The sequence below is a fragment of the Ideonella paludis genome, from assembly GCF_018069865.1.
Lineage (GTDB): Bacteria > Pseudomonadota > Gammaproteobacteria > Burkholderiales > Burkholderiaceae_C > Ideonella > Ideonella paludis.
The window spans coordinates 14,531-36,971 of sequence record NZ_JAGQDG010000008.1 but is presented as its reverse complement, the minus strand read 5'-3'; the positions used below and the strand labels follow the sequence as shown (position 1 = coordinate 36,971).

Annotated in this window: 21 protein-coding genes; 7 read left to right on the top strand and 14 right to left on the bottom strand. The window is 66.3% G+C overall.

Annotation, left to right across the window (positions count from 1 at the left end; translation table 11 throughout):
* Positions 1-3: 3 nt before the first annotated feature.
* The gene (locus KAK11_RS18700) at positions 4-1,020 is read right to left on the bottom strand and encodes a helix-turn-helix transcriptional regulator (RefSeq protein WP_210810895.1); all 1,017 of its coding nucleotides are present in this window, start codon (positions 1,018-1,020) and stop codon (positions 4-6) included.
* Between the two features lie 87 nt (positions 1,021-1,107).
* Between KAK11_RS18700 and KAK11_RS18695 the strand changes: the two genes are divergently transcribed.
* Both KAK11_RS18695 and arsA read left to right on the top strand, forming a co-directional pair.
* Positions 1,108-1,734 carry a hypothetical protein gene (locus tag KAK11_RS18695; protein ID WP_210810891.1) on the top strand — a complete coding sequence of 209 codons (627 nt, stop codon included), beginning with the start codon at positions 1,108-1,110 and terminating at the stop codon, positions 1,732-1,734.
* Between the two features lie 74 nt (positions 1,735-1,808).
* On the top strand, positions 1,809-3,587 hold the full coding sequence (arsA, locus tag KAK11_RS18690; RefSeq protein ID WP_310737833.1) for an arsenical pump-driving ATPase: 1,779 nt from the start codon (positions 1,809-1,811) through the stop codon (positions 3,585-3,587).
* A 75-nt stretch (positions 3,588-3,662) separates the two neighbouring features.
* On the opposite strand, the gene KAK11_RS18685 is transcribed toward arsA, so the two are convergent.
* Positions 3,663-4,115, bottom strand: a complete 453-nt coding sequence (locus KAK11_RS18685) for a fasciclin domain-containing protein (RefSeq protein WP_210810890.1) — start codon at positions 4,113-4,115, stop codon at positions 3,663-3,665.
* Between the two features lie 191 nt (positions 4,116-4,306).
* Complete coding sequence (locus KAK11_RS18680; RefSeq protein ID WP_210810889.1) at positions 4,307-4,759, bottom strand: MerR family transcriptional regulator; 453 nt, start codon at positions 4,757-4,759, stop codon at positions 4,307-4,309.
* A 79-nt stretch (positions 4,760-4,838) separates the two neighbouring features.
* On the opposite strand from KAK11_RS18680, the gene KAK11_RS18675 reads away from it, so the two are divergent.
* Positions 4,839-5,492, top strand: a complete 654-nt coding sequence (locus tag KAK11_RS18675; protein WP_210810888.1) for a cation efflux transmembrane domain-containing protein — start codon at positions 4,839-4,841, stop codon at positions 5,490-5,492.
* A 7-nt stretch (positions 5,493-5,499) separates the two neighbouring features.
* Here the strand turns inward: KAK11_RS18675 and KAK11_RS18670 are convergent, their stop codons facing one another.
* The 4 genes from KAK11_RS18670 to KAK11_RS18655 all read right to left on the bottom strand — a co-directional run bounded on the left by KAK11_RS18670 (position 5,500) and on the right by KAK11_RS18655 (position 11,584).
* Positions 5,500-5,991, bottom strand: a complete 492-nt coding sequence (locus KAK11_RS18670) for an ester cyclase (RefSeq protein ID WP_210810886.1) — start codon at positions 5,989-5,991, stop codon at positions 5,500-5,502.
* Positions 5,992-6,083: 92 nt separating this feature from the next.
* Positions 6,084-6,977 carry a LysR family transcriptional regulator gene (locus KAK11_RS18665; RefSeq protein ID WP_210810885.1) on the bottom strand — a complete coding sequence of 298 codons (894 nt, stop codon included), beginning with the start codon at positions 6,975-6,977 and terminating at the stop codon, positions 6,084-6,086.
* Positions 6,978-7,123: 146 nt separating this feature from the next.
* Positions 7,124-10,324, bottom strand: coding sequence for an efflux RND transporter permease subunit (locus tag KAK11_RS18660; RefSeq protein WP_210810883.1), 3,201 nt, complete (start codon positions 10,322-10,324; stop codon positions 7,124-7,126).
* A gap of 12 nt (positions 10,325-10,336) precedes the next feature.
* Positions 10,337-11,584 carry an efflux RND transporter periplasmic adaptor subunit gene (locus KAK11_RS18655; protein ID WP_210810882.1) on the bottom strand — a complete coding sequence of 416 codons (1,248 nt, stop codon included), beginning with the start codon at positions 11,582-11,584 and terminating at the stop codon, positions 10,337-10,339.
* 291 nt (positions 11,585-11,875) lie between these two features.
* Here KAK11_RS18655 and KAK11_RS18650 point away from each other — a divergent pair, with 291 nt between their 5' ends.
* Both KAK11_RS18650 and KAK11_RS18645 read left to right on the top strand, forming a co-directional pair.
* A complete protein-coding gene (locus KAK11_RS18650; protein ID WP_210810881.1) occupies positions 11,876-12,856 on the top strand; it encodes a DUF2157 domain-containing protein in 981 nt (326 codons plus the stop codon).
* Entirely contained in the window at positions 12,853-14,514 is a 1,662-nt protein-coding gene (locus KAK11_RS18645; protein ID WP_210810879.1) for a GDYXXLXY domain-containing protein, read from the top strand. Before KAK11_RS18650 ends, KAK11_RS18645 begins: the two co-directional genes overlap by 4 nt.
* Before the next feature lie 2 nt (positions 14,515-14,516).
* Here the strand turns inward: KAK11_RS18645 and KAK11_RS18640 are convergent, their stop codons facing one another.
* Genes KAK11_RS18640 through KAK11_RS18625 form a run of 4 tightly spaced genes read right to left on the bottom strand, consistent with a single transcriptional unit; the run spans position 14,517 to position 17,668 of the window.
* Positions 14,517-15,155, bottom strand: a complete 639-nt coding sequence (locus KAK11_RS18640) for a hypothetical protein (protein ID WP_210810876.1) — start codon at positions 15,153-15,155, stop codon at positions 14,517-14,519.
* Between the two features lie 35 nt (positions 15,156-15,190).
* A complete protein-coding gene (locus tag KAK11_RS18635; protein ID WP_210810875.1) occupies positions 15,191-15,631 on the bottom strand; it encodes a GNAT family N-acetyltransferase in 441 nt (146 codons plus the stop codon).
* Complete coding sequence (locus KAK11_RS18630) at positions 15,632-17,068, bottom strand: aminotransferase-like domain-containing protein (protein ID WP_210810873.1); 1,437 nt, start codon at positions 17,066-17,068, stop codon at positions 15,632-15,634.
* A gap of 9 nt (positions 17,069-17,077) precedes the next feature.
* The gene (locus KAK11_RS18625) at positions 17,078-17,668 is read right to left on the bottom strand and encodes a LysE family translocator (RefSeq protein WP_210810872.1); all 591 of its coding nucleotides are present in this window, start codon (positions 17,666-17,668) and stop codon (positions 17,078-17,080) included.
* Between the two features lie 235 nt (positions 17,669-17,903).
* Here KAK11_RS18625 and KAK11_RS18620 point away from each other — a divergent pair, with 235 nt between their 5' ends.
* Positions 17,904-19,283, top strand: coding sequence for a cytochrome-c peroxidase (locus KAK11_RS18620; RefSeq protein WP_210810871.1), 1,380 nt, complete (start codon positions 17,904-17,906; stop codon positions 19,281-19,283).
* A 22-nt stretch (positions 19,284-19,305) separates the two neighbouring features.
* Positions 19,306-19,656 carry a hypothetical protein gene (locus KAK11_RS18615; protein ID WP_210810870.1) on the top strand — a complete coding sequence of 117 codons (351 nt, stop codon included), beginning with the start codon at positions 19,306-19,308 and terminating at the stop codon, positions 19,654-19,656.
* Here KAK11_RS18615 and KAK11_RS18610 read toward each other — a convergent pair whose 3' ends face one another.
* The 3 genes from KAK11_RS18610 to KAK11_RS21945 all read right to left on the bottom strand — a co-directional run bounded on the left by KAK11_RS18610 (position 19,657) and on the right by KAK11_RS21945 (position 22,429).
* A complete protein-coding gene (locus tag KAK11_RS18610) occupies positions 19,657-20,352 on the bottom strand; it encodes a response regulator (protein ID WP_210810869.1) in 696 nt (231 codons plus the stop codon).
* Positions 20,349-21,872 (bottom strand): ATP-binding protein, encoded by a 1,524-nt coding sequence (locus tag KAK11_RS18605; protein WP_210810867.1) that lies wholly within the window; start codon positions 21,870-21,872, stop codon positions 20,349-20,351. Before KAK11_RS18605 ends, KAK11_RS18610 begins: the two co-directional genes overlap by 4 nt.
* An 80-nt stretch (positions 21,873-21,952) precedes the next feature.
* Positions 21,953-22,429, bottom strand: coding sequence for a type II secretion system protein (locus KAK11_RS21945; RefSeq protein WP_246499154.1), 477 nt, complete (start codon positions 22,427-22,429; stop codon positions 21,953-21,955).
* Between the last annotated feature and the right edge of the window lie 12 nt (positions 22,430-22,441).

The following is a 22,441-nucleotide window of genomic DNA, read 5'->3' as shown; positions in this document are numbered from 1 at the left end:
TGTTCATCCAGACCTTGCCTGGCGCCGAGAGGCTCGGTAGAGGCGGGCCACCGCCGCCGCCTCTTGGGCCACGGCGGCTCGCAAGGACGCTGGCGCCAGTACTTCCACCTCGGTGCCTAAGCGCAGGAGCTGCCGCGCTGCATAGGCCTCGGTCTCGGTGGGCAGCTCGGCCGTGATCCAACCGCTGGCTGACGCAGAGCCTTCAGTGTGGGTTGCTGTGCGCACAGCCCAAGCCGCGACGGCCGGCTGGGTGGCGCGCAAGATTTCCAAGCCCGCGGGCGAGAGCCGCACCGTGGCCCGGCCGGACATCAGGCGCGCTTCAAATTCGGCCACCGAGGCCGGCCAATGCGCCGCCAACACAAAGCCTGCAGGGCGCTGAGCGGCCGTGCTCAGCACCCGTAAGCTCACGATGCCGCTGACGCGGTAGGTGCGCACCGCGCCGGCTTTGCCGCGCCCCTCCGCACAGGCCACGAGGTACCACAGCCCGCCTTTGAGCACGAGGCCCAGCGGCGAGAGTGTGCGCTCCGTGAGGTCGGTCCAGCTTTCATAGGCCACGCGCACGCGGCGCGCTTCCCACACCGCCTGCGCCAACTCCGGCAAGTGCGGCAGCGCCTCGGGGCGGTGATACCACGGCAGTGGGTCCACATGAAATCGCTCGGCAATGCGCCCCGCATCCGCCGCCGCATCGGGGGGCAAGCTGGCCAACAGCTTGAGCTGCACATCGGCGGCTTCGACGCCCCAGCCCAGGTCGCGCATGGCGTCCGCCAAACCCGCCAACGGCAGGCTGCGGGCCTCTTGCTCGGTCAGGCCGGTGAGCGAGGTGCGCCAGCCCCGCGCCAACACCATGCCACCGCCCCGACCCCTCTCAGCATGAACCGGCACACCGGCGGCGCTGAGCGCGTCCAGGTCTCGATAGATGGTGCGGACGGCGACCTCGAACTCGGCCGCCAGGTCGGCCGCCGTGCAGCGCCCGCGCATCTGCAACCTCAACAAGATGGAAAGCAATCGACTGGAACGCATGGCCTCGATTAGATGACATTCGATGTCATGTTTAAAGGCCCATCATGCAGACCCTGATCCTCAACCTCTGCCCAGGACGCCGCCACCATGACGCTGACTCGACGTGACTGCTTGATCGCCGGCTCGGCCACGCTGGCAGCCGCCCCCCTGGCAGGCGCCGCCTCTGTTTTGAAGGAGCACCACCGCACCATGCCTGACGACGACATGATCAACGCCGAGCCGAAGCGCTTCAGCCCGGTGCCGGCACGCCCCGCCACGCCCACGCCGGGCCAGCCCGGCGACTTTGCATTTCTCGACGGCCGTTGGCGCATCCGCAACTTAAAGCGGCGCAGCACCGGTTGGGATCGCTTTGACGGCGAGGCCCGCTGCGTCAGCATCTTGGGCGGCATCGGCAGCGTGGAAGAGCTGCTGATCCCGGCCCGCGACTTCAGCGGCATGGGCTTGCGCATGCTGGATGTCGAGAAGCGCCAATGGTCAGACCACTGGGTCAATGCCAAGAGCGGTGTGCTCACCACGCCCGGGCAATTGGGCAGCTTTGAAAACGGGGTTGGGCTGTTCACCAGCACCTATGAAGACAGCGGCAAGCTCATTCACTCCATGGGCATCTGGGACCAAATAGGCCCTGACCAATGCCGCTGGCGCCAGGTCTATTCGGCCGACGGCGGCCAAACTTGGGAGCACGACTGGGTCATGCATTGGCGGCGTGTGGGGTAGGTTCCAGTCTCTCGCCCTGCAGCCCTTGCGCTAGCGCACAGACGGCGCCTGCAGCGCCGCCGCACAATCAAGCGATGAACACCACCACTTCATCGCTGGGCCTGTTGCAACAGCCCCCACGCTTTTTGTTCTTCACCGGCAAGGGCGGCGTGGGCAAGACCTCGCTGGCCTGCGCGAGCGCCATTGCGCTGGCGGATGCCGGGCGGCGGGTGTTGATTGTCAGCACGGACCCGGCCTCCAACTTGGATGAAATGCTGGGCTTGCCGCTCAAGGCCAAGCCGCAGGCGGTGCCGGGGGTGAGGACCTTGTGGGCGCTAAACATCGACCCTGAGCGGGCAGCAGAAGCCTATCGGGACCGGGTGCTGGCGCAGATGTCGGAGCGAAGCACACTGGAAGAGCGCCGCACCGTGCACGAGCAGCTCTCAGGCGCCTGCACCACCGAGATTGCGGCGTTTGATGAGTTTGTTGCCCTGCTGGCCGACCCACTGCCCGAGTACGACCACATCGTCTTTGACACCGCGCCCACCGGCCACACGCTGCGTCTGCTGAGCCTGCCCAAAGCCTGGAGCGGCTTTCTGGAAGGCAATGACCGCGGTGCGTCCTGCCTAGGCCCGCACTCCGGCCTCAAGATGCAAGAGGCGCGCTTTCGGGCGGCTATGCAGGCCTTGGCCGCACCAGAGCGCACGCGCTTGGTCTTGGTGACTCGCGCAGATGCATCCGCCCTCAAGGAAGCCGCTCGTACCCATCATGAGTTGCAAGGCCTGGGTTTGAGCCACTTGTGGCTGGCGGTGAATGGCCGCTTCATGGCGGACCCGCAAGGCGATGCTGTAGCCGCTGCGTTGCAGTGCCAGCAAGCCCAAGCACTGGCGGATATGCCGCAGGCCCTCAAGCTCTTACCGCGCGACGACCTGCCGCTCAAACCTTTTGATATGGTGGGCCTGCCCGCGCTTCGGGCCTTGCTGCAAGACGACGCGCCACTGCCGCCCACCACCCAAGGAGCGCTGGAGCCTGTGCACGGCACCGAAGACTTGTGCGACTTGGTCGACCGCTTGGCCCAGCAAGACCATGCTTTGGTGATGGTGATGGGCAAGGGCGGCGTCGGCAAAACCACCGTGGCCGCCGCCTTGGCCGTGGCTTTGGCCGACCGGGGCAAGAGCGTGCACCTGAGCACCACCGACCCCGCCGCCCACCTGACGGCCACGCTGGGTGCCGAGGTGCCAGGCTTGCAAGTCGACCGTATTGACCCAGTGCTTGAAACCGAACGTTATATCGACAAGATGATGGCCACCCGCGCTGCCGGACTGAGCGCCGAGCAGCAAGCGCTGATGCTGGAAGACCTGCGCTCGCCCTGCACAGAGGAAGTGGCGGTCTTTCATGCCTTTTCGCGCACGGTGGCCGAGGCCCGCAGTGCCTTTGTGGTGCTGGACACCGCCCCCACTGGCCACACCTTGCTGCTGATGGATGCAACCGGTGCCTACCACCGCCAAGTGGTGGCTGGGCTGCCCGACAACCAGCGCCATCACTTCAAGACACCGCTGACGCGCCTGCAAGACGCCGCCTACACCCACATCGTGCTAGTGACCTTGCCAGAGACCACCCCAGTCTCTGAGGCGGCCGCCTTGCAAGAAGACCTGCGCCGTGCGCAGATTGAGCCGTCGGCCTGGGTGGTCAACCGCAGCTTGCTGGCCTCGGGCAGCCGCCACCCCATGCTGCTGCAGCGGCTGGCCGGGGAGCGCGCGCAACTCTTGCGCGTCAGCACCCGCTTGGCGGCACACACCCATGTCATCGCCTGGCAGGCCACGCCTCCCGTTGGGGTGGCGGCGCTGAGGGGCCTGACGGCCAAAGAGCGCTGACGTCAGCGCTCTTTGCATTCATGCGGCGCAGACCGCGGGGCAAACTTCAGCCCTGCGGCCTGCCTGCGCGCCCGCTTACTTCGGCAGCACCACCGTGTCGATCACGTGGATCACGCCGTTGTCGGCCACCACATCGGCGCTGATCACTTTAGCGCCGTTGACGGTGACGCCACCCGTGGTGGCCAGGGTCAACTCACCGCCTTGCACGGTCTTGACCTTGCCAGCCTTGACGTCCTTGGCCATCACCTTGCCGCTGACCACGTGGTAGGTCAGCACAGCGGTCAGCTTGGCCTTGTCTTTGAGCAGGGCATCCAGGTCCGCCTTGGGGATCTTGGCGAAGGCTTCGTCGGTAGGCGCGAACACGGTGAACGGGCCCTTGCCCTTGAGCGTGTCCACCAAGCCAGCGGCCTGCAGCGCGGTGGCCAATGTCTTGAAGGAGCCCGCAGCGACGGCGGTGTCCACGATGTCCTTGGCTTGGGCGGCCACAGCAGAGGCGCACAGGGCGGCAGCAATGATCAGTTTCTTCATGGTGTCTCTCAGTTGGTAGGGGAATGTCAGAGCAGCAGAAGCGCCACGCACCGTGGCTTCACCGCCGGAGACCTCACCCGAATGGCGAGGTCACGGAGCGGAGTATGAACTACAAAGTTCTCCATGTGAACTGTGTGGTATTTTTTATTACCAAACGGTCACACATCAACATCCCCAGGGAAAGCGATGCATCACCCCTGCCTGCCCTCCTCTTGCGGCCCATGCACCCGCACAGCCGCAGTTGCCAAACTGGTTCCGGCCCACAACTCTTGCAATATCCCGCACGCCTGCGCCGGCCCGCTGTGATGGCAGGCGGCCTGCAACGCTTGCAATTGCTGCTGCAGCGCTTCAAGCTCACGCAAGCGCTCGGCCACATGGCCCAGGTGCGCGTCAATCAAGGCGCTCACCCGATCGCAAGACGCCTCAGGCTCATCCATCACCGCCAAGAGCGCCCGGACCTCGTCCAAGCTCAGCCCCAGCGCGCGGCTGCGGCGTATCACCTGCAGGCGCTGCAAATGCGCCGCGCTGTAGCGCCGGTAGTTGTTGTCACCCCGCGCAGGCGCAGGCAATAGCCCTTCGCGCTCGTAGTAGCGAATGGTCTCGGTGGGGGTGTCGGTGGCACGGGCCAGGTCGCTGATCTTCATGCGCGCATGCTACCGACGCTCTTGACCTTGCAGCGGCTTCAACGTTTCCAATGCAGGCATCAACCCTTTGGAGAGACCCATGAGCGGCCATTGCTGTGACCATGACCATGCCCCTTCGGCCACCAGCTCGCCCCGTTATCGACGCGTGCTGTGGGCAGCCCTTTTGATCAACTTGGGCATGGCGGTGGTGGAGATCATCAGCAGCCGATTGACAGGTTCGGTGTCGCTGCTCGCGGACGCAGCGGACTTCATGGGGGATGCGGCCAACTACGGTGTCTCGCTGTGGGTCTTGGGCGTGGCGGCCGTTTGGCGGGCACGCACGGCGTGGCTCAAAGGCCTGAGCATGGGCCTGTACGGCCTGGGCGTCTTGGCGGTCGCAGGCTGGCAGTGGTGGCAAGGCAGCACACCCGAGGCCGCCAGCATGGGCTTGATCGGCGCGCTGGCGCTCGCGGCCAACCTCAGCGTCGCCGCACTGCTCTACGCCTTCCGCGAGGGCGACGCCAATATGCGCGCGGTGTGGCTGTGCACCCGCAATGACGCGATTGGCAATGTGGCCGTGCTGGTGGCCGCTGGGCTGGTGATGCTCACGGGACAAGCCTGGCCAGACCTGGCGGTGGCAGCGGGCATGGCAGCCCTGGCCTTGACGGGCGGGGTGTCGGTGATGCGCCAAGCGCAGGCTGAGCTGCGCTGGGAGCACGGCGGTGCCGAGGCTCATCGCACCCACGGCACCTGATGAGAACTCAATGACCCGATTGGCCGGTGAGTTGGCGGATCGCCCCGGCCCAGTCTTCCAAATGGTGGGTGTAGGCGATCTTACCGTCCCGCAAGGTGTGGATGTCGATGGACATCACCTTGAAGCTGCGGCCGGTGTGAGGCACGCCAAAGAACGGGCCCGCCGGTGTGCCCGAGCCTTGGCCGCGCACCACGATGCGGTCACCCGCTGCGATCACTTCCAACACCTCCCACTTCATGTCGGGCAGGCCTTTCTTGATGCCGCCCAACTGCCCCGCCAAAGGCTCGCGGCCTTGGCAGTCGCTGCCGTTGGCACCACAAGACTGAAAGTCTGGCGTGGTGGTTTGAGCAAAAACCTTGGCGGCATCCCCTGCCACGCCATAAGCGCTGTAGTGCAGGTCGATCAGCGCGCGCTGAGCGGCTGTGGGCGCGGAGCTTTGGGCCCACACGGGAGCCGTTGCACCCAGCACGACCACAGCCAGCATTCGACGAAAAGACATGGAGCAAACCTCTGGACAATGAAAAGCTCAGTGTGCGTGCGCTGGCAAGGGCTGCAACAGCGCCCCACCACGCCCGCCGACTTGACAAACCCTTAATCCAGAGACAGGCGCTGCGCCAGAAAATCCAACCAAGCCCGCACCGCGGCCGACACCAAACGCGTGGTGGTGACGGCCTGCAGGGGCAAGCTGGGGGCGGCCCAAGCCGGCAGCACCGGCTCCAGGCGACCGGCGAGCACGCTGTCGCGCACCTGTTGCGGCGGCAGCATGGCCACCCCCAGACCTTGCTCGGTCAGGCGCTGCACCATGCCAATATTGTTCAGCCCCAGTGGCCCGCGCACCGGCACCTCCACCACCTCTTTGCCTTGGCTCAGGCGCCAGCGGCTGCTGCGTTGCGCGCTGCCCAACACCAGCGCTTGATGAGCGGAGAGGTCGGCCGGTTGCTTGGGCCGCCCTGCACGAGCCAAGTACTGCGGTGAGGCAAACAAGGCCTGCTCCACCCTGCCCAGCCGACGCACCACCAACTGCTCGCCCCTCACGGTGCCCAAGCGCAGCGCCACATCCACAGCTTCTGCACGCAGGTCCACCACCTGGGCCGATAAATCCAAATCCAGGCTGATGCCCGGAAAGCGGGCCAGGAACTCCGGCACCAAGGGCGCCACCCAGAACTGCCCAAAGTCCACCGGCATGGTCACGCGCACATGGCCTTCGGGGCGTTCGGCAGTCTCGCGCAAGGCTTCTTCGGCCAAGAGCGCTTGCGCCACCACCGGCTCACAACGCTCGTAGAAGCGCTGGGCCGCTGCCGTCAGCGTCAGGCGGCGGGTGCTGCGCTCAAACAAGCGCACCGCCAAGCGCTGCTCCATCTGCGCAATGCGCCGCGACAGCGTGGCCAATGGCACACCCGTCTGGGTACTCGCCTTGTTCAGGCTGCCCGCTTGGGCCACCGCCACAAAAAGCGCCATGTCATCCAGCGCTGTGAATTTGTTCATGCCCTCAGTGTCTCATTCCTGGAAGGCCGGTTTTCGCGGGTGGAATCCCTTGTTCAGCAGGGCGCAGCGCTGGGCTCACTCACAAGAAAACAAGCCCTCACAGAGGAGGGCTTGCTCTCAGGGCAGATGAATGATCTGTCTATGCGTCAGACCGCCAAACGCTGCCCCCGCAAGCGCAGGAACACCCACACCAAGCAGCGCCACACAAAGCGCACCAACACCAGCGTCAAGATCGCCTCGATGAAGGTCTGGATGAAGGCCACAAAGGCCCCACCCCGGCGCTCGCTGCGGCGGCGGTATTTGGCGGCCATGCGGTCCCGCGCGATCTCGATGCTGTCGTAGAAGCTGGGCACCATCAGCAGGGTCAGGAAGGTGGAGGTGATGGTGCCGCCGATGATGGCCACGGCCATGGGACGGTAGAACTCACCGCCCTCACCGACGCCGATGGCCACCGGCAGCATGCCGGCCACCAGGGCAAAGGTGGTCATCAAGATGGGACGGAAGCGCTTGCGCCCCGCATGCATCAAAGCCTCTTCACGCGGCACACCCTTGGCTTCTTCTTGGCGTGCGGCGTCCAGCAGCAGGATGGCATTCTTGGCCACCAAGCCCGCCAGCATGATGATGCCGATGAAGCTCATCAAGTTCAGCGTGCCCTTGGTCATCAGCAGCGCCAGCACCACCCCAATGAGGGACAGCGGCTGCGAGAGCATCACGCCCAAGGGTGCGGTGAAGCTGCCGAACTGAATCACCAAGATGAAGTACATCAGCGCAATGCCCGAAACCAAGGCAATGCCCATCTCTGAGAAGACCTCTTGCTGGTCTTTGGACGCGCCGCCCAACTCAATGCCATAGCCCTCGGGGAAGGTCATGCTCTTGGCCAGTTTGAGCGCATCGCTGGTGACCTCACCGGGCGAGCGGCCCTGCGCATTGGCCGACACGGTGATGACACGTTTGCCATCGCGGTGCTCAATGCGCGCCGGGCCTTTGCCGGTGCTGATCTTGGCGATTTGCTCCAGCGGCACCTGCATGCCAGTGCCCGCCACGGTGATGGGCAAACGCTCAATGTTGGACGCCTCAACACGCTCGGCGGGGTGCAGGCGCACCGCCACGTCGCGGGTCTCGCCCTGTGGGTCCACCCAGTCCCCCACTTCGACGCCGGCAAAAGCCACGCGCAGCGCACTGGCCGTGTCGCTCACCGAGATGCCCATGGAATTGGCCAGGCTGCGGTTGAGCTCAATCTGCAGCTCGGACTGCGGGTCTTGCTGAGACAAGCCGACATCGACCGCGCCGGGAACCTTGCGCAGTTTGTCCATGAAGTCGCTGGTGATCTCCACCAGCTTGCGCGAGTCTGGCCCGGTGAAGCGGACCTGCACCGGCTTTTGCGCGCCGTTGTTCAGGTCGTCCAAGACCACATACTCTGCGCCGACCAACTGGGCCACGCGCTTGCGCAAGTCCTGTGCGATGTCTTGGCCCGAGCGCTTGCGCTCGGTGCTCTTGCCAATGTCCACATAGATACGGCCGCCCGTCGGGTTGATCCAACTGTTGGTGGCCTTGGTCTCGGGCATCTGGCGCGCCACTGCGGCGGCGGCCTCCATCTTCAGGCGGGCATATTCCAGGCTGGCGCTGGCGGGTGTGCGCACCTCAATGGCCAGGGTGCCCCAGTCGCCGCTGGGCAGAAAGCTGGTGCCGCCAAACTTGGACTGCAGGCCAATCGCCGCCACAAAGCTCAGCACGGCAAAGAACCCCATCCAACGGCGATGGTGCAAGGCCCACGCGATCACTCGGCCATAGGCATCCGCTTGCGCGTCGAACCAGTCGTTAAAGCGCTTCAGCACCAAAGAGATGCCGCGCTTGGGCGCATGGTGGTGGCCCGGAGGGTCGCCCCAGAAGGCCGACAGCATCGGGTCCAGGGTGAAGCTGATCAGCAAGCTCACCAGCACAGAAGCCACCACGGTCAAGCCGAAGGGGCGGAACCACTCGCCCGCACCGCCACCCATGAAGGCCACCGGCACAAACACAGCGACGATGGACAAGGTCGTGGCCGTCACGGCCAAGCCAATTTCGGCCGTGCCGTTGAGCGCTGCGGTGCGCCTGTCAGCGCCCATTTCCATGTGCCGCACGATGTTCTCGCGCACCACGATGGCGTCGTCGATCAGCACCCCAATGGCCAGGGACAGGCCCAGCAAGCTCATGAAGTTGAGCGTGAAGCCGCACAACCACACCGCAATGAAAGCCGCCAACACCGACGTGGGCAGAGACAAGGCGGTGATGAGCGTGGAGCGCCAAGAGTTCAGGAAGGCATAGACCACAAAGATGGTCAGGCCCGCGCCAAACACCAGGGCGTGAATCACGTTGTTCAGGCTGTTCTCAGCCTCTTTGCCGCCGTCGCGCGTGACTTCCAGCGTCGTGCCCTTGGGCAAAGTCTTGCGGATCTCCTCCACTTCCTTGCGCACATCGCTGGCCACCGTCACCGTGGAAGCATCGCGCGCCCGCTTGATGAAGATGGCCACATTGGGGCCGCCGTTGCGATAGGACAGGCTGGCGCGCTCGGCAAAACCGTCTTGCACCGTGGCCACTTGGCCCAGGCGGACGAGTTGATCACCACTGCGGCGCACCACAATCTGCTCAAACTCCGCCGGGCTCTCAACACGCCCCACCAAGCGAATGCTCTGGTCTTCCAAGGGGCCTTTGACCTTGCCCACCGGTGAGGTGGTGTTCTGCGTGCGCAGGGCGTTGACCACCTCGGTGACCGAGACGCCAAACTCCCTCAATTTGCCGGCATGCAGCAGCACCGACAGCTCACGACGCAGCGCCCCACCGACCTCCACCGACGACACGCCCTTGATGGCCCGGAAGCGGTCCGCCAGTTGGTCTTCGGCCAGCCGAGAGAGTTGGGCATGGGTTTGGTTGGCCGACGACAGCGCCACCTGCACGATGGGCTCGTCCGACATCTGCCAGCGGAAGAGGTTGGGTTCGCGCATCTCCACCGGCAGCTTGTGCCGCACCGAGGCAATGGCATTGCGCACCTCGTCACCGGCCTCGATCATGTTCTTGCCAAACTGGAACTGCAGCACCAGCTCAGCATTGCCTTCTTTTGCCGTGGAGTTGACCTCGTCCACGCCAGGGATGGTCTGAAAAGACTTCTCCAAGCGATTGATGATTTCGCGCTCCACCGATTCGGGCGAAGCCCCGGGGTAGCTGATCACCACCACCAACACGGGCGGCGTGACATCGGGGTTTTGGTTGACCTTGAGCTTGGACAGCGCCAACAGGCCCATCGCCATCAAGGAGATGATGAGCACGATCGTGGCGATCGGCTGCTTCACACTGAAATTGGATAAGAACATGGTGGGCTGTCCTTACTGAGCCGAAGCTGCCGATGCGGCCTGTGCGCCGGCCTTGGCCCCGGAGGCTGGGGCGCTGACCACCGCAGCACCCGCCCCCCCTAGGCGGAAGGGCTGACCCGGGCTCAAGGACGCAGTGGGGTTGCGCAGCAAGCGGTCACCGGCTTGCACCCCGGTCTTCACCGGCCACCAGCCGTGGCGCGGGTCCAGCTCGCCCAAGGTCACTTCCACTCGTTGCAGCTTGTTGTCGGCGCCCAAGCGCCAGACCATCTGCTTGCCTTCCAGGGGTTGCACGGCGCCTTGCGGCAGCACCAGCTTGCCTTGGGCGGCTTCGGCTTGGGTCAGCACCTCGCCTTCGGCGAACAGGCCGGCCACCGTCGGCGCCTCGCCCACCAAGGCCACCACCACTTCCACCTGGCGGGTGCTGGCATTGGCCACGGCGTCCACGCGCTGCACCCGGCCTTCAAAGCGCTGTGCGCCATAGCCATTCAGGCTGAAGCGCACACTTTGCCCCACACGCACTTCGCGCAGTTGGTCCGCCGAGATCCGGCCTTCCAGGCGCAAGGTGCGCGGGTCCATCACCTTGAGCAACTCACGACCCACCTGCACGGTGTCACCCACCGAGACCTTGCGCTCCACCACCACGCCATCAAACGGCGCACGCACTTCCGTGCGTTGCAATTGCTGGCGGGCATTGACCACCCGGGCTTTGGCGGCCAGCACATCGCTGTTGGCATTGTTGCGGCGGACTTCAGCGTCTTCAGCGGCCTGCTGCGACACCATGCCTTGGGCTTGCAAGGACTTGACGCGTTGCAGCTGGCGCTCGCTTTGCTCAAACGACAAGGTGGCCGCGCGCAGCGATTCTTCAGCGGCATTCAGGCTGTCACGCACCGTCGACTCGTCCAACTTCACCAGCACATCGCCGCGCTGCACGGTGTCTCCGTTCTCCTTAAGCACCTGCTGCACCACCGCGCCCAGCTCGGCCCGCACGTCGGCCCGCTTCTCAGGCACGATGGCGCCGGTTATCAAGGCACCTCGGCCCGCCGCACCGGCCTGGCCCACGGTCAGGATGTCTTCGGGCGACACCAACAGCTCCACCGGCGCTTTCGCAGCCGCAGACGCCGCCGTGGCTGCAGACGCTGCAGCCGGGCCATCTTTGCCGCCGCCCCCGCAAGCTGCAAGGCCGCCGAGCAGCAGCAAAGCCGCCAAGGCCAAGACCGTGCGCTGTGCTGACGGTGCGGGGGTGTATAGGGACGCGGGCATACAGATATCTCCTCTGAACTCTTGAGGTCGGCCACAACACGCAGACCGCCACGCCTGAAGCCAGGCTTAAGGCCACGGACTGTAGGTGAAGCGCGACGAATTTGGCAGGCAGTCGTGACGATTGGGGGTTTTTGAGGGGTCAGATGCCGTGTTGGCCGACGAACTGCAAGCCCCAAAGCTCAAGTATCGCCAGCCGAGACGTCCGGTCGCATCCCCGGCCATCCCCAACTCACCACCGAAACTTGTGCAGGCCGCCGACTACCATGCTGACCCACACCAGAGGAGTTGGGGATGGACTTGAGATTGGCCTTGTATGAGTTGAGCGCCCGCCACGGCTTAAGTGCCGAAGGCGCCCGGCGGTTGGAGACCTTGGCAGGCTTGCAGCACACGCCTGAGCGACTGGCACAGCGCGTCGCGCGGGGCGTGGCCGTGCTGGCCGCAGCACTGGGCGGCTTCGGCCTGATCTTGTGGCTGGCCGCCAACTGGGACACTCTGGGGCGCTTCGGTCGCTTTGCGCTGCTCGAAGGGGTGATCGTGGCCATGAGCCTGGGCGCGTGGCTGCGGCCTGTGTGGCGCGCGCCGCTGAGCCTGCTGGCCTTGCTGGCCACCGGTGGCTTGTTCGCCTATTTTGGCCAGACCTATCAAACCGGCGCCGACCCCTGGCAGCTCTTCGCGGTGTGGGCGGCGCTGACGCTGCCGCTGTGCTTGGGCACCCGCAGCGACATCACCTGGACACCCTGGGCCCTGGTGGTGATGACCGCACTGTCGCTCTGGGTCCATGCCCACACCGACCACTCGTGGCGGGTGGAGCGCACCGACCTGGGTGTGCATTTCACCGCCTGGGCGGGTGCGCTGGCCCTGTGCGCAGCCCTCAGCCCCAGCCTGAGCCGCTGGACCGGCGCCGGGGTGTGGGCCTTCCGGCTGGGGCTGACCCTGGCGGCCATCACCTTGACCCTGACCGCCCTGGGCGGCTTGTTCAGCCGCGAAGCCTCCGCCCTCTATGCAGTCGGCCTGATGATGCTAGGCGCTGCTGCGGCCCTGCTGACACAAGCCCGCTTCTTTGATGTGTTTGCACTCAGCGTGGCAGCCCTGGGCCTGAATGTGCTCTTGGTCTTTGGCTTGGGCGACGCGCTCTTCAGCGGCCACAGCAGCGATTGGGTGGGTGCGCTGTTCCTGCTGGGCATTTGCGCCGCAGGCCTGTTGGCGGGGACGGTCTCCCTCATCTTGCGTTGCCATCGGCAGCACACCGCCACTCAAGGAGCCAGCGCATGAGCACGACCCGTCTTGACGCGGCGCTGGCCGCCGCCCAGGCCGAGGGCCTGCTGCCCAACACCTTGGCGCCGCTGGACACCGACAGCCGCCCTTGGCCCGTGGTGCTGCTCACCGCTTTAGGCGCCTGGCTGGCGGCCGTGCCCTTGCTGATCGTGGTGGGCTTTTTGTTGGGAGATGCCTTTCGGCACAGCGGCACGGCCGGCTTTGTGGGCGCGCTGCTGTTGGCCTGGTCCGTGGTGATGCTGCGCTCCAAAGCGATTCCCCTCTTCTTAGAACAATTGGCCATCCCGGGCTTGATGACGGGCGTGGGCCTGATCACCTGGATGGTGGCCGAGCAGCTGGACGACGCCCAAGGTGCGGCCGCCGTGCTCTGCCCCCTGCTCTTGCTGTTGTCTGCCACGCTGCCGCAAACTTGGCTGCGAGCCCTGCTGGGCGCCGCCAGCGCGGCCTTGGGTGGCTTTGCGCTGATGAGCAATATGGGCTGGGAGCGCCGCGATGCTGGCCTGTCGCCTTGGCTCACCTTGCACCTGCTGCTGGCCGTCGTGCTGGCCTTGGCGGCAGCCCTGCTGCGCCAAGCGCCCGCCGGCCCGCAAGCCCGCGCAGCCGCCTGGGCCGAAACCGTGGGCAGCGGCTGGCTGTTGGCGACCTTGGCAGGTTTGGCTTGGTGGGCCGGCATGACCTTCCTGGTCGGTGCCAGCCTGGGTGCCTCGGCTGCCCAAGACTTGGCCGGTGAGGCCCTCCGCCACCAAGAGCCCTGGCTTTACCTCGGCCTCAGCAACGCGGTGTCTGCCGTGCTGACGGGGCTGGGCGGGCTGTGGCTCGCCCAACGTTGGCCGGTGTTGCGCCAGGCCTGGTGCGGTGGCGTGGTGCTGGTGCTGATGGCGCTGGCGTGGATGATGCCCACGCTGGGCGCCTGTTGGCTGGTCTTGGCCCTGTGCGTGGGCACCCAGCGTTGGCGCTTGGGCGCTGCGGCTGCGGTGGCGGCCGTGTGGATTCTGGGCGCCTTCTACTATGCGCTGAGTTGGCCCTTGGCCACCAAAGCCGCAGCCCTGGTGATGGCCGCCGCCGTGTTGGCCGGCTTGGCCGTGTGGGGCTTGCGCAGCCAGCGCGCAGCACCTTCACCAGAAGCAGCAGCGGCAAGCTCCGCTCAGCGCACATCCCGTCGTGCCCATTGGGGCATTGCGCTGAGCCTGCTGCTGACGCTGGTGGCCGCCAATGGCAGCATCTGGCAAAAAGAGCAGCTCATCCAACACGGCCAAGCCGTGTTCGTGCCCTTGGCCCCGGCAGACCCGCGCTCGCTGATGCAAGGCGACTACATGACCCTGAACTTCCTGCCTCGCTTCAGTGCCAACGCCCCCGAGCTGGACATGGAGCGCGAAGCCTTCAACTTCGAGCACCCGCGCATGGTCTTCAAGCGCGACGCCCAAGGCATCCTCAGCGCTCAAGGCCCAGACCAGGGCCAAGCCCTGGCAGCCGACGAAGTCGCCATCCAACTCGTGCCCAAGAATGGCCGCTGGATCTTGGTGACCGACGCCTTCTATTTCAAGGAGGGCGAAGCCGAGCGCTGGGCCGCCGCGCGCTTTGGCGAGTTCCGTGTCGACGCCAAGGGCAAAGCCTTGTTGGTGGGCTTGCGTGGAGAAGGGTTGAAGCCGCTGTAGCCCTACGGACGCGCCGCCGCCTCCAAGCCCGCCGAGCCATAGAGCACCCACAAGGTCTCTTGCAGCGCGGGCGTCAAGGCGGCCACCGCGTCGTTGCAGCCCTGGGGCAGAAAGGCAGAGGCAGCGAAGGTGTGGATGTGTTGCACCGGCAGAGGCGGCTGCTCAAACGGCCATAACGTGAGCTTGAGCCGCCATTGCTGGGTGCCCACTTGGGTGCCAGGCTCCAAAGCGATGTCATCCAGCGTGGCCCGCAGCGGTGGCACCTGGCTGTTCAGCAAACCCGCCATCGTCGACTCGGTATTGAGCCCACGCTCCAGCATGGCCGAGAACGTGTCTCGCCCAGTGCCAAACACCGGGTAGCCCTCGCGACACAAGAGCACCCGCGCGGCACCGGTCTGGTCGAACAACACCCGCGGCAAGGCAAGGCCTTTTTCACGCAAGCCCATCAAGAACTCGACGTTGCGGATGGACGGCTGATAGCTGGGCGCCACATAGACCCGGGTCGACGCCACCACCATCACACGTCCACCGGGCAGGGTGACCGACTCCACCTCGGTGGCGTGTGCGGCCTGGATCAGCGAGCTGCTCAACATGATCGTCAGCAGGGCTCGCTCCAGCCCTTGTGATTTCAGCAATGACATGACCGTCCGACTCCGCACTCCAAGAGAGCCAGATGTTAGGACATGGCTTGGTAGGCGTTCATTTTCCGGATTTCCATCAAGCGGTCAGGCTGAGAAACCGGTGCAAAGCCCAATCGCGCATACAAACTGTGGGCGTCACGCGTCGCCAGCATCCAGCGGCGCAGGCCTTGCAACGCCGGTTGCGCCATCAGCCCTGCCACCATCGCCTGCGCCAAGCCCTGGCCTCGATGCTCGGGCAAAACATAGACATCGGCCAAATAGGCAAAGGTGGCGCAGTCGCTCACCGCCCGCGCAAAGCCGACTTGCGCCGCACCGTGGAACAAGCCCGCGCATTGCGAGCCGGCCACGGCTCGCTGCACCACGTCCAGAGGAATATCGGGCGACCAATAGCTCTGGCTCAGAAAGGCGTGGATGGCGGCGAGGTCCAGCTCGGCCGCATCAAAACTCAGTCGGTAAGCAACGGGTAATGCCGGCATTCAAGGGTGTCCCATGCGGTCGAGCACAGATTGGGCTTGATGGCAGGCCTCAAAGCGGCTGCGCAGGTAGTGCGCCACGGCCGGGGTTTGGCAGACTGCCACATTGAAGCGCAGGTGTTGGTCAGCCTCGCTGCTCGCTGAAAAGGTGGCTCCCCGGGCCAGCAAGATGTGGTTGTGAAAGGCGTCGTTGACCAGCAGGTCCACGTCCACGCCCTCGGGCACTTGGCCCCACAGGAACAGGCCGCCTTCGCCGGGGTGGTTCAGGCGCACGCCGGCGCCGCTCAAGTGGCGGCGTGCCGCTTGGTGAGCCTGCTGCAACTTGCGCTGGAGGCGGTCCAGGTGCTTGCGCCAGCGCCCGGCCTGCAGCACCTCCAGCAGCACCAGCTCATTCAACGCGGCACCGGTCAACACCGCGCAGATCTTTTCGCGCATCAAGGGGCGCAGCAGTGCGGGGTCGGCAGCGATATAGCCCATGCGCAGGGCGGGGCTCAGGGCCTTGCAAAAGCTGGAGTAGTAGATGACGCGGTCCAGCCCCGAGAGTGCCGCCAAGCGCGTGGGATGGCCCGGATGAAAGTGGCCCTGCACATCGTCCTCGGCCACCAAGAAGCCATGGCGCTGGGCCAGGGCCAAGACCCTGACGAGGTTGGCCGGCGTGCTGCCCCAGCCTGTCGGGTTGTGCAGCACGGTTTGCATGAAGAGCAGGCGCGGCCGATGCGCCTCGCAGGCGGCTTCCAATTGCGCCAGGTCCAGCCCCTCGGGTGTGCGCGCCACGGGCACGATGCGCAGGCCATCCCGGCGCAGGCGGTCATACATCAAGAAGTAGCCCGGGTCTTCGACCAGCACCGTGTCGCCCGGCTGCAAAAAGCTGCGGCAAATCAGGTCGATGGCCTGGGTGCCACCGCTGGTGGTCAACACCCGCCCTGCATCCACCGCCACGCCTTGGCCACGCAGGATTTGCGCCAGTTGCTCGCGCAGCTCCGGCAAACCTTGAGGCGGGCAGCGAGACGCCATGCCGGCCACCGACCGACTCATGGCGCGCTGTAAAGCGGCTACGGGCACGGCGTCCTCCAGCCAGGCCGGCGGCAGCGCCCCGCTGCTGGCCAGCAGCATGCCGGGGGGCTGGTCTTTGGCCTGCTGCACCAGCCACACGCCTTCTTGTGCCTCGCCTGCGGCCAAGGCTGCTGGCGCTTCGCTCGCATCGGCCGGGCGGCAGACAAAGTAGCCGGCCGTGCCCCGCGCGTCGATCAAGCCGGCCGCCGTCAGGCGGTCATAGGCAGCGACCACCGTGTTGGCGCTGACCCCCAACTGCCGCGCCAACTGGCGAATGGACATCAGGCGCGCACCCGGCGGCAAGCGGCCGCCCTCGATCAGTGCGCGCAAGCCCTGCTCGACCTGCTCGGTCAAGGGCGTGGTGGCGTGGCGGTCGAGGCTGAACATATCTTCAGGTTAGCGCAGAAAGCTCACCGCCAGCGCCAGCAAGGACGCCGCCATGCTGAGATTGAACACCCGCTGCGCGGGAGGGTGTGACAACCAGCGCCGAATGGCCACGCCGAACAGCGTCCACACGGACAGGCTGGGCAGCGCGATGACCGCGCCCACCAGCGCCAACACCAACGCACCGGCCCAGGGGCTCAAGCCGGGCGGCATGAATAAAGACGCCATGGTGAAGGCCTTGACCCAGGACTTGGGGTTGACCACTTGAAACAGCGCGCCTTGCGCAAAGCTGGGTGTGGGCGCCGCGCGCGCCTCACCCAGCGCGGCACGGCTGAGCTTGACGGCCAGAAACACCAGGTACAAGGCTCCAGCCACCCGCAGGGCCTGCTGCACCACAGGGTAGGCCGTGAACACCGCGCCCAGCCCCAAGCAGACCAGCGCCGTCTGCACGGCCACGCCCACGACAATGCCCAAGATCTGCGGCAGGGTGCGGCGCAAGCCGAAGTGGACCCCGGAGCTGGTCAGCATCAGGTTATTGGGGCCAGGCGTGCCTGACATCAGCAGGCAATAGGTGCTCACGGGCATGAGGTCCAGGGCAGTCATGGTGTTGGCGTGTCGATGAATGGCAGACAGCGTACGCAAACCCAGCGACGAGGCCCCGACACAGCGTCGATGCGCTGTACCTGCGAACGGATGGTGACAAGTCACCACAGCGCCGGTGGATCGGCTGCTCGCCATGCCGATAGGCCTGCAGGCCTTCAGCCTCCCCACAATCTCTCCACATTGGGTGCCTAGGCTGTGAACCCAGGCGACTTGCCGGATGCAGTACGGATACGACATGACACCCACCACCTCTCCTCCCAAGCCCCTCTTTCCCACGCTCTTGCTCAGCTTGTGGGCTCTGACCCTCGTCGGCTGCGGCGGTGGCGGTGGCACCGACCCTGCCGCCACGGACCCCGGCAACACCAACGCCACCAATGGCGTGCGCCCACCGACCCCTGTGCCAGCCCCTTCGCCAGCGCCAGTGCCTGCACCTGCGCCCACTCCGGCGCCAGTACCCGCCCCAGCACCTGCACCCACGCCCGCGCCAGCCCCAGCCCCCACACCTGCCGTGGCGACTCGGGCGGCCTTGGGCGAATTGGCCTTCAACGACGCGTCGCTGTCCGTCAGTGGCCGGGTGTCCTGCGCCACATGCCACACCGCCGCCACAGCCAAGGCCGATGCAGCCGGCGGCTTTTTGCCGCTGGGTGGGCCCACGGCCAGCACCCAGGGCTTTCGCAGCAGCCCGTCTTTGATGTACCTGGGCACCAACACCGCTTTCCGCTTGGCGTCGGACGGTCAACCCTTTGGCGGCTTCACCTGGGACGGTCGCGCCGCCAGTCGAGTGATCCAAGCGGGTGGCCCGCTGCTGGATGCGACTGAAATGGCCAACCCCAGCGTGGCCGCCGTCGCCGCCAAAGTGCGTGCCGCGACCTGGTGGGCCGACATGCAGCGCTTGTTTGGTGTGGCCGCCAGCGCCAGCGACCAGACGGTGTTTGACACCTTGACCCAGGCCCTGGCCACCTACCAGGCGGAAGACCCCGAGTACGCGTTGTTCAACAGCAAGTTCGACCGCTTCCTCGACAAAGAGGTAGCGCTCACGCCGCAAGAGACACGCGGCCTGCAAATCTTCAACGACCCGGCCAAGGGCAACTGTGCGTCTTGCCACAGCAGCCAGGTCGGCGCCGATGGCAGCCGCCCGCTGTTCACCACCTTCGGCTATGCCGCCCTGGGCTTGCCGCGCAATGCCAACATCACAGCCAATGCGGACGCTAGCTTTTTCGACATGGGCTTGTGCGGCCCCAAGCGCACGGACCTGAGCGCCCGCACCGACCTGTGCGGCAGCTTCAAGATCCCCACGCTGCGCAATGTGGCGCTGACCGCGCCCTACTTCCATAACGCCACAGCCAGCACGCTGGGCGAGGCGGTGAGCTTCTACACCACGCGAGACCTCAACCCAGGGCGCTGGTACCCACTGGTCAATGGCCGGCCCGACAAGTTCAACGACCTGCCGCCCAGCCTGCGGGGCAACGTCATCCAAACCGCACCCTTTGGCCTGCAGCCCGGCGCCGCGCCGCGCCTGACGGCTCAAGATGGCGCCGACCTGACCACCTTCTTGCGCACCTTGACCGACAACCCCAACGCCCCCGCCCGCCCGGCCAAAGTGGCCGGGTTCTGAACACCCCGAAGGAGAGAAGCCCATGAAATCCTGGACCCCTTGGACCGCTTTGCTGCTGGCCGCGCTATGCGCAAGCGCCATGGCCCAAACTGCAGCCCCCGGCAAGCCCAACCCCATGCCACCCGGCACGGCCGCATCTGCCCCCATGAGGGGCCATCCAGGGCCTGGCGCTCAGGGTGGCCCCGGTGGCGAGCACCGCGGCCCACCGCCCGAAGCCCTGGCGGCCTGCAAAGGCCTGAAGGCGGATGCGGCCTGCGGCTTCACCAGCCCCCACGGCGCCGTGCAGGGCCGCTGCTGGGCGCCACCCGACAAGCCCCTGGCTTGCAAGCCCGAGCACCCCAAGGGCGCAGCGCCTCAGGCGCCGCAGCGCTGATCAGGCGTCTTGCCACTCAAAGCGATAGCCCACGCCGTAGACGCTGTGAATGCAGCTCTGCTGAGGGCGGGCCGCGGCCAGCTTGCGCCGCAGGTTCTTGATGTGGCTGTCGATGGCGCGGTCAAAGGCCTCGGCCTCTTGGCCGCGCGCATGCTCCAGCAGCTGAGCCCGGCCCAAGATATGGCCCGGCCGCGCGGCCAAGGCCTGCAGCAGGCGGAACTCGGTTTCGGTCAGCTCCAGCGCCTGCCAGCCGCCCTCGCCGCGCACCCGCACCGTGCGGCTGCTCTCGTCGATCTGCATCAGCGCAGCGTCAGCGTCGGCCTCAGGCTGACTGCGGCGCAACACGGCGCGCACCCGCGCCACCACCTCGCGCGGGCTGAAGGGCTTGCAGATGTAGTCGTCTGCACCCAGGTCCAGCCCTAAGAGGCGATCGACCTCGTCGACCCGCGCCGTCATCATCAAGATGGGCACGCGGCTGAACTGGCGAATCTCGCGGCACAGGCTCAGGCCATCGCGGCCGGGCAGCATTACGTCCAGCAGCAGGGCATCGGGCGGCGCGGCGCGCACCCGTGCGGGCAGGTCGTTGCCGTGCAGCAGGTGCAGCACCTCATAGCCAGCATGGCGCAGGTAGTCGGCCACCACCTCGGCGATGGCGGGCTCGTCTTCGACCAGCCAGATGTGAATTGGTCGGTTCATGGAGGGCCTATCGGCAGCCACAGCACCAGCTTCAAGCCGCCCAGCGCCGACGGGAAGGCCTGCAGGCTGCCGCCGTGTTGCTCGGCCATGGCGCGGCCAATCGCCAGGCCCAGGCCGCTGCCGCCGGTGGCGCGGCTGCGCGAGGCCTCGCCCCGGTAGAAGCGCTCGAACAAGCGCGGCAGCGCCTCGGGCGGAACGCCGGGCGCGCTGTCTTCAAACTCGGCCTGCCAACCGCCGGCCGCGCGCCGCAGGCTGATGTGCAGGCGGCCGGGCGCGTCGGTATAGCGTAGGCTGTTCTCGACCAGGTTCAGCACCAACTGGCGCAGGCGCTGGGGGTCGGCCTGCAGTGTCACGTCGGGGTCCAGGTCGTCGAGGCTGAGTTGCAGGCCCGCCTGCTGCAAGCGGGGTGCCAGCGCGTCCAGCACATCGTCCACCAGGTCATGCGGCCGCACTGGGGCCAGCGCCAGCGCGTGGCTGCCGGCATCGTGCTGGGCCAACTGGTGCAGGTCATCCACCAAGCGGGTCAGAGACATCACCTGCTCGTGCAGGCGCTGCAGCGTGGCCGGGTCACCTTGGCGTATGCCTTCTTGCAGCGCCTCGATCAGGGCGCGCAGCACCGTCAAGGGCGTGCGCAGCTCGTGCGAGGTGCTGGCCAGCCACTCGCGGCGGCTGCGCTCCTGCTGCTCCAACTGCGCCGCCATCAGGTTGAAATGGTCGGCCAGCAGGCCAAACTCGTCGCGCCTGTCGGTGGGCAGCCGGGTGGTCAGCGCGCCGCGGGTCAGGGCCTGGGTGCCGGCCACCAGCTCGCGCACCGGGCGGCGCAGATGGCGCGCAAACAGCAACGAGACCACCGCGCTCAGCAGCAGGGCTGCTGCGCCCATCCACAGCGCATCGCGCCATTGCTCGCGCAAAAAGGCCAGCGCAGCCGTGGCCAGGGCATCTTTTTGAATGTGCAGCCCCACTTGGCCCACCACCTGGCCGTGCACCTCCACTGGCACGGTCGCGCACTGGCTCAGTGGCACGGGTGCACCGCCCACATTGCGGCCCTGGGCGTCAAAGAAAGCCACGCGGCGCATCAAGGCCAAGCGGTCCGGTGGGCGCGGCGGCGGGCGGTTGGCGTCGCGGGGCGGCGCATCGGGCGGCGCTGCATCAAGCGGCCCTTCATTCGGACCATCGCGCGGTGGCCCATCTGGTGCGGGCGAGGGCAGGCCCAAGGCCTGGGTCACATCAGCAGCGGGGCCGCGCGGTGGGCGCTGCTGGCCCATGGCGCGGTTGAACCAGCGCCGGTAGCCCTCAGGGTCTTGCGCCTGGTCGGGCACAAAGCCCCAGTCGCCGCGCACCGCATGGTCGCGCTGCACCTGCTCGACCAGGCCGCGCAAGCGCTCCAGCTCCAGTTGCAACACATAGCGTGAAAAGCTGCGGTCCACCCGCCACACCGACGCGGTGGTGATGGCGACCACCAGCAGCGCAGCGGTGCCAAACACCGCCCAAAACACCTTGACCGCCAATGAGCCCCGCAATGCCGCTTCCTCTCTTGTGAGCCGCCGCCCCTGGCCGCAGCCACCCGATCAGACCACAGGATTGTGGAGAGAGTGTGGACTCAGCAGCCGGTGGTCACGCTGCTGATCTGTGGCACAGAGCCCCAGGTGGGGGCCTCCACGTACTGCACATAGCAACTGGCCGGGGTGGGGGCGCTATTGACTTGCCATCGGGTGGTGGTGAAGCCGGGGTGAACACGCGTGAACTCGCCAGAGACGCTGAACCACATCTCGATGCCCGAGCCAATGTTGTCGCCGCCATCCGGGTAGGCATTGAGATAACGCCGCGTGGCGCCGTCCACAGTAATGTTCAGCGCCACATTGCCCACGTAGCAGCTCGGCGTCATCACGCACTTGCCGTGCGCGATGTTCATGCTGGACTTGATGGTGGCCTCCAAGCCCGCGAGAGCAGCCTTGTTGGCCTCCGAACGCATGTCCATGAACTTGGGCAAGGCCGTGGCGGCCAAGATTCCAAGAATAACAATAACGACGATCAGTTCGATCAGCGTGAAGCCGCGAGCAGGGCGACGTGAAGTCATGGTGAAGCAAGA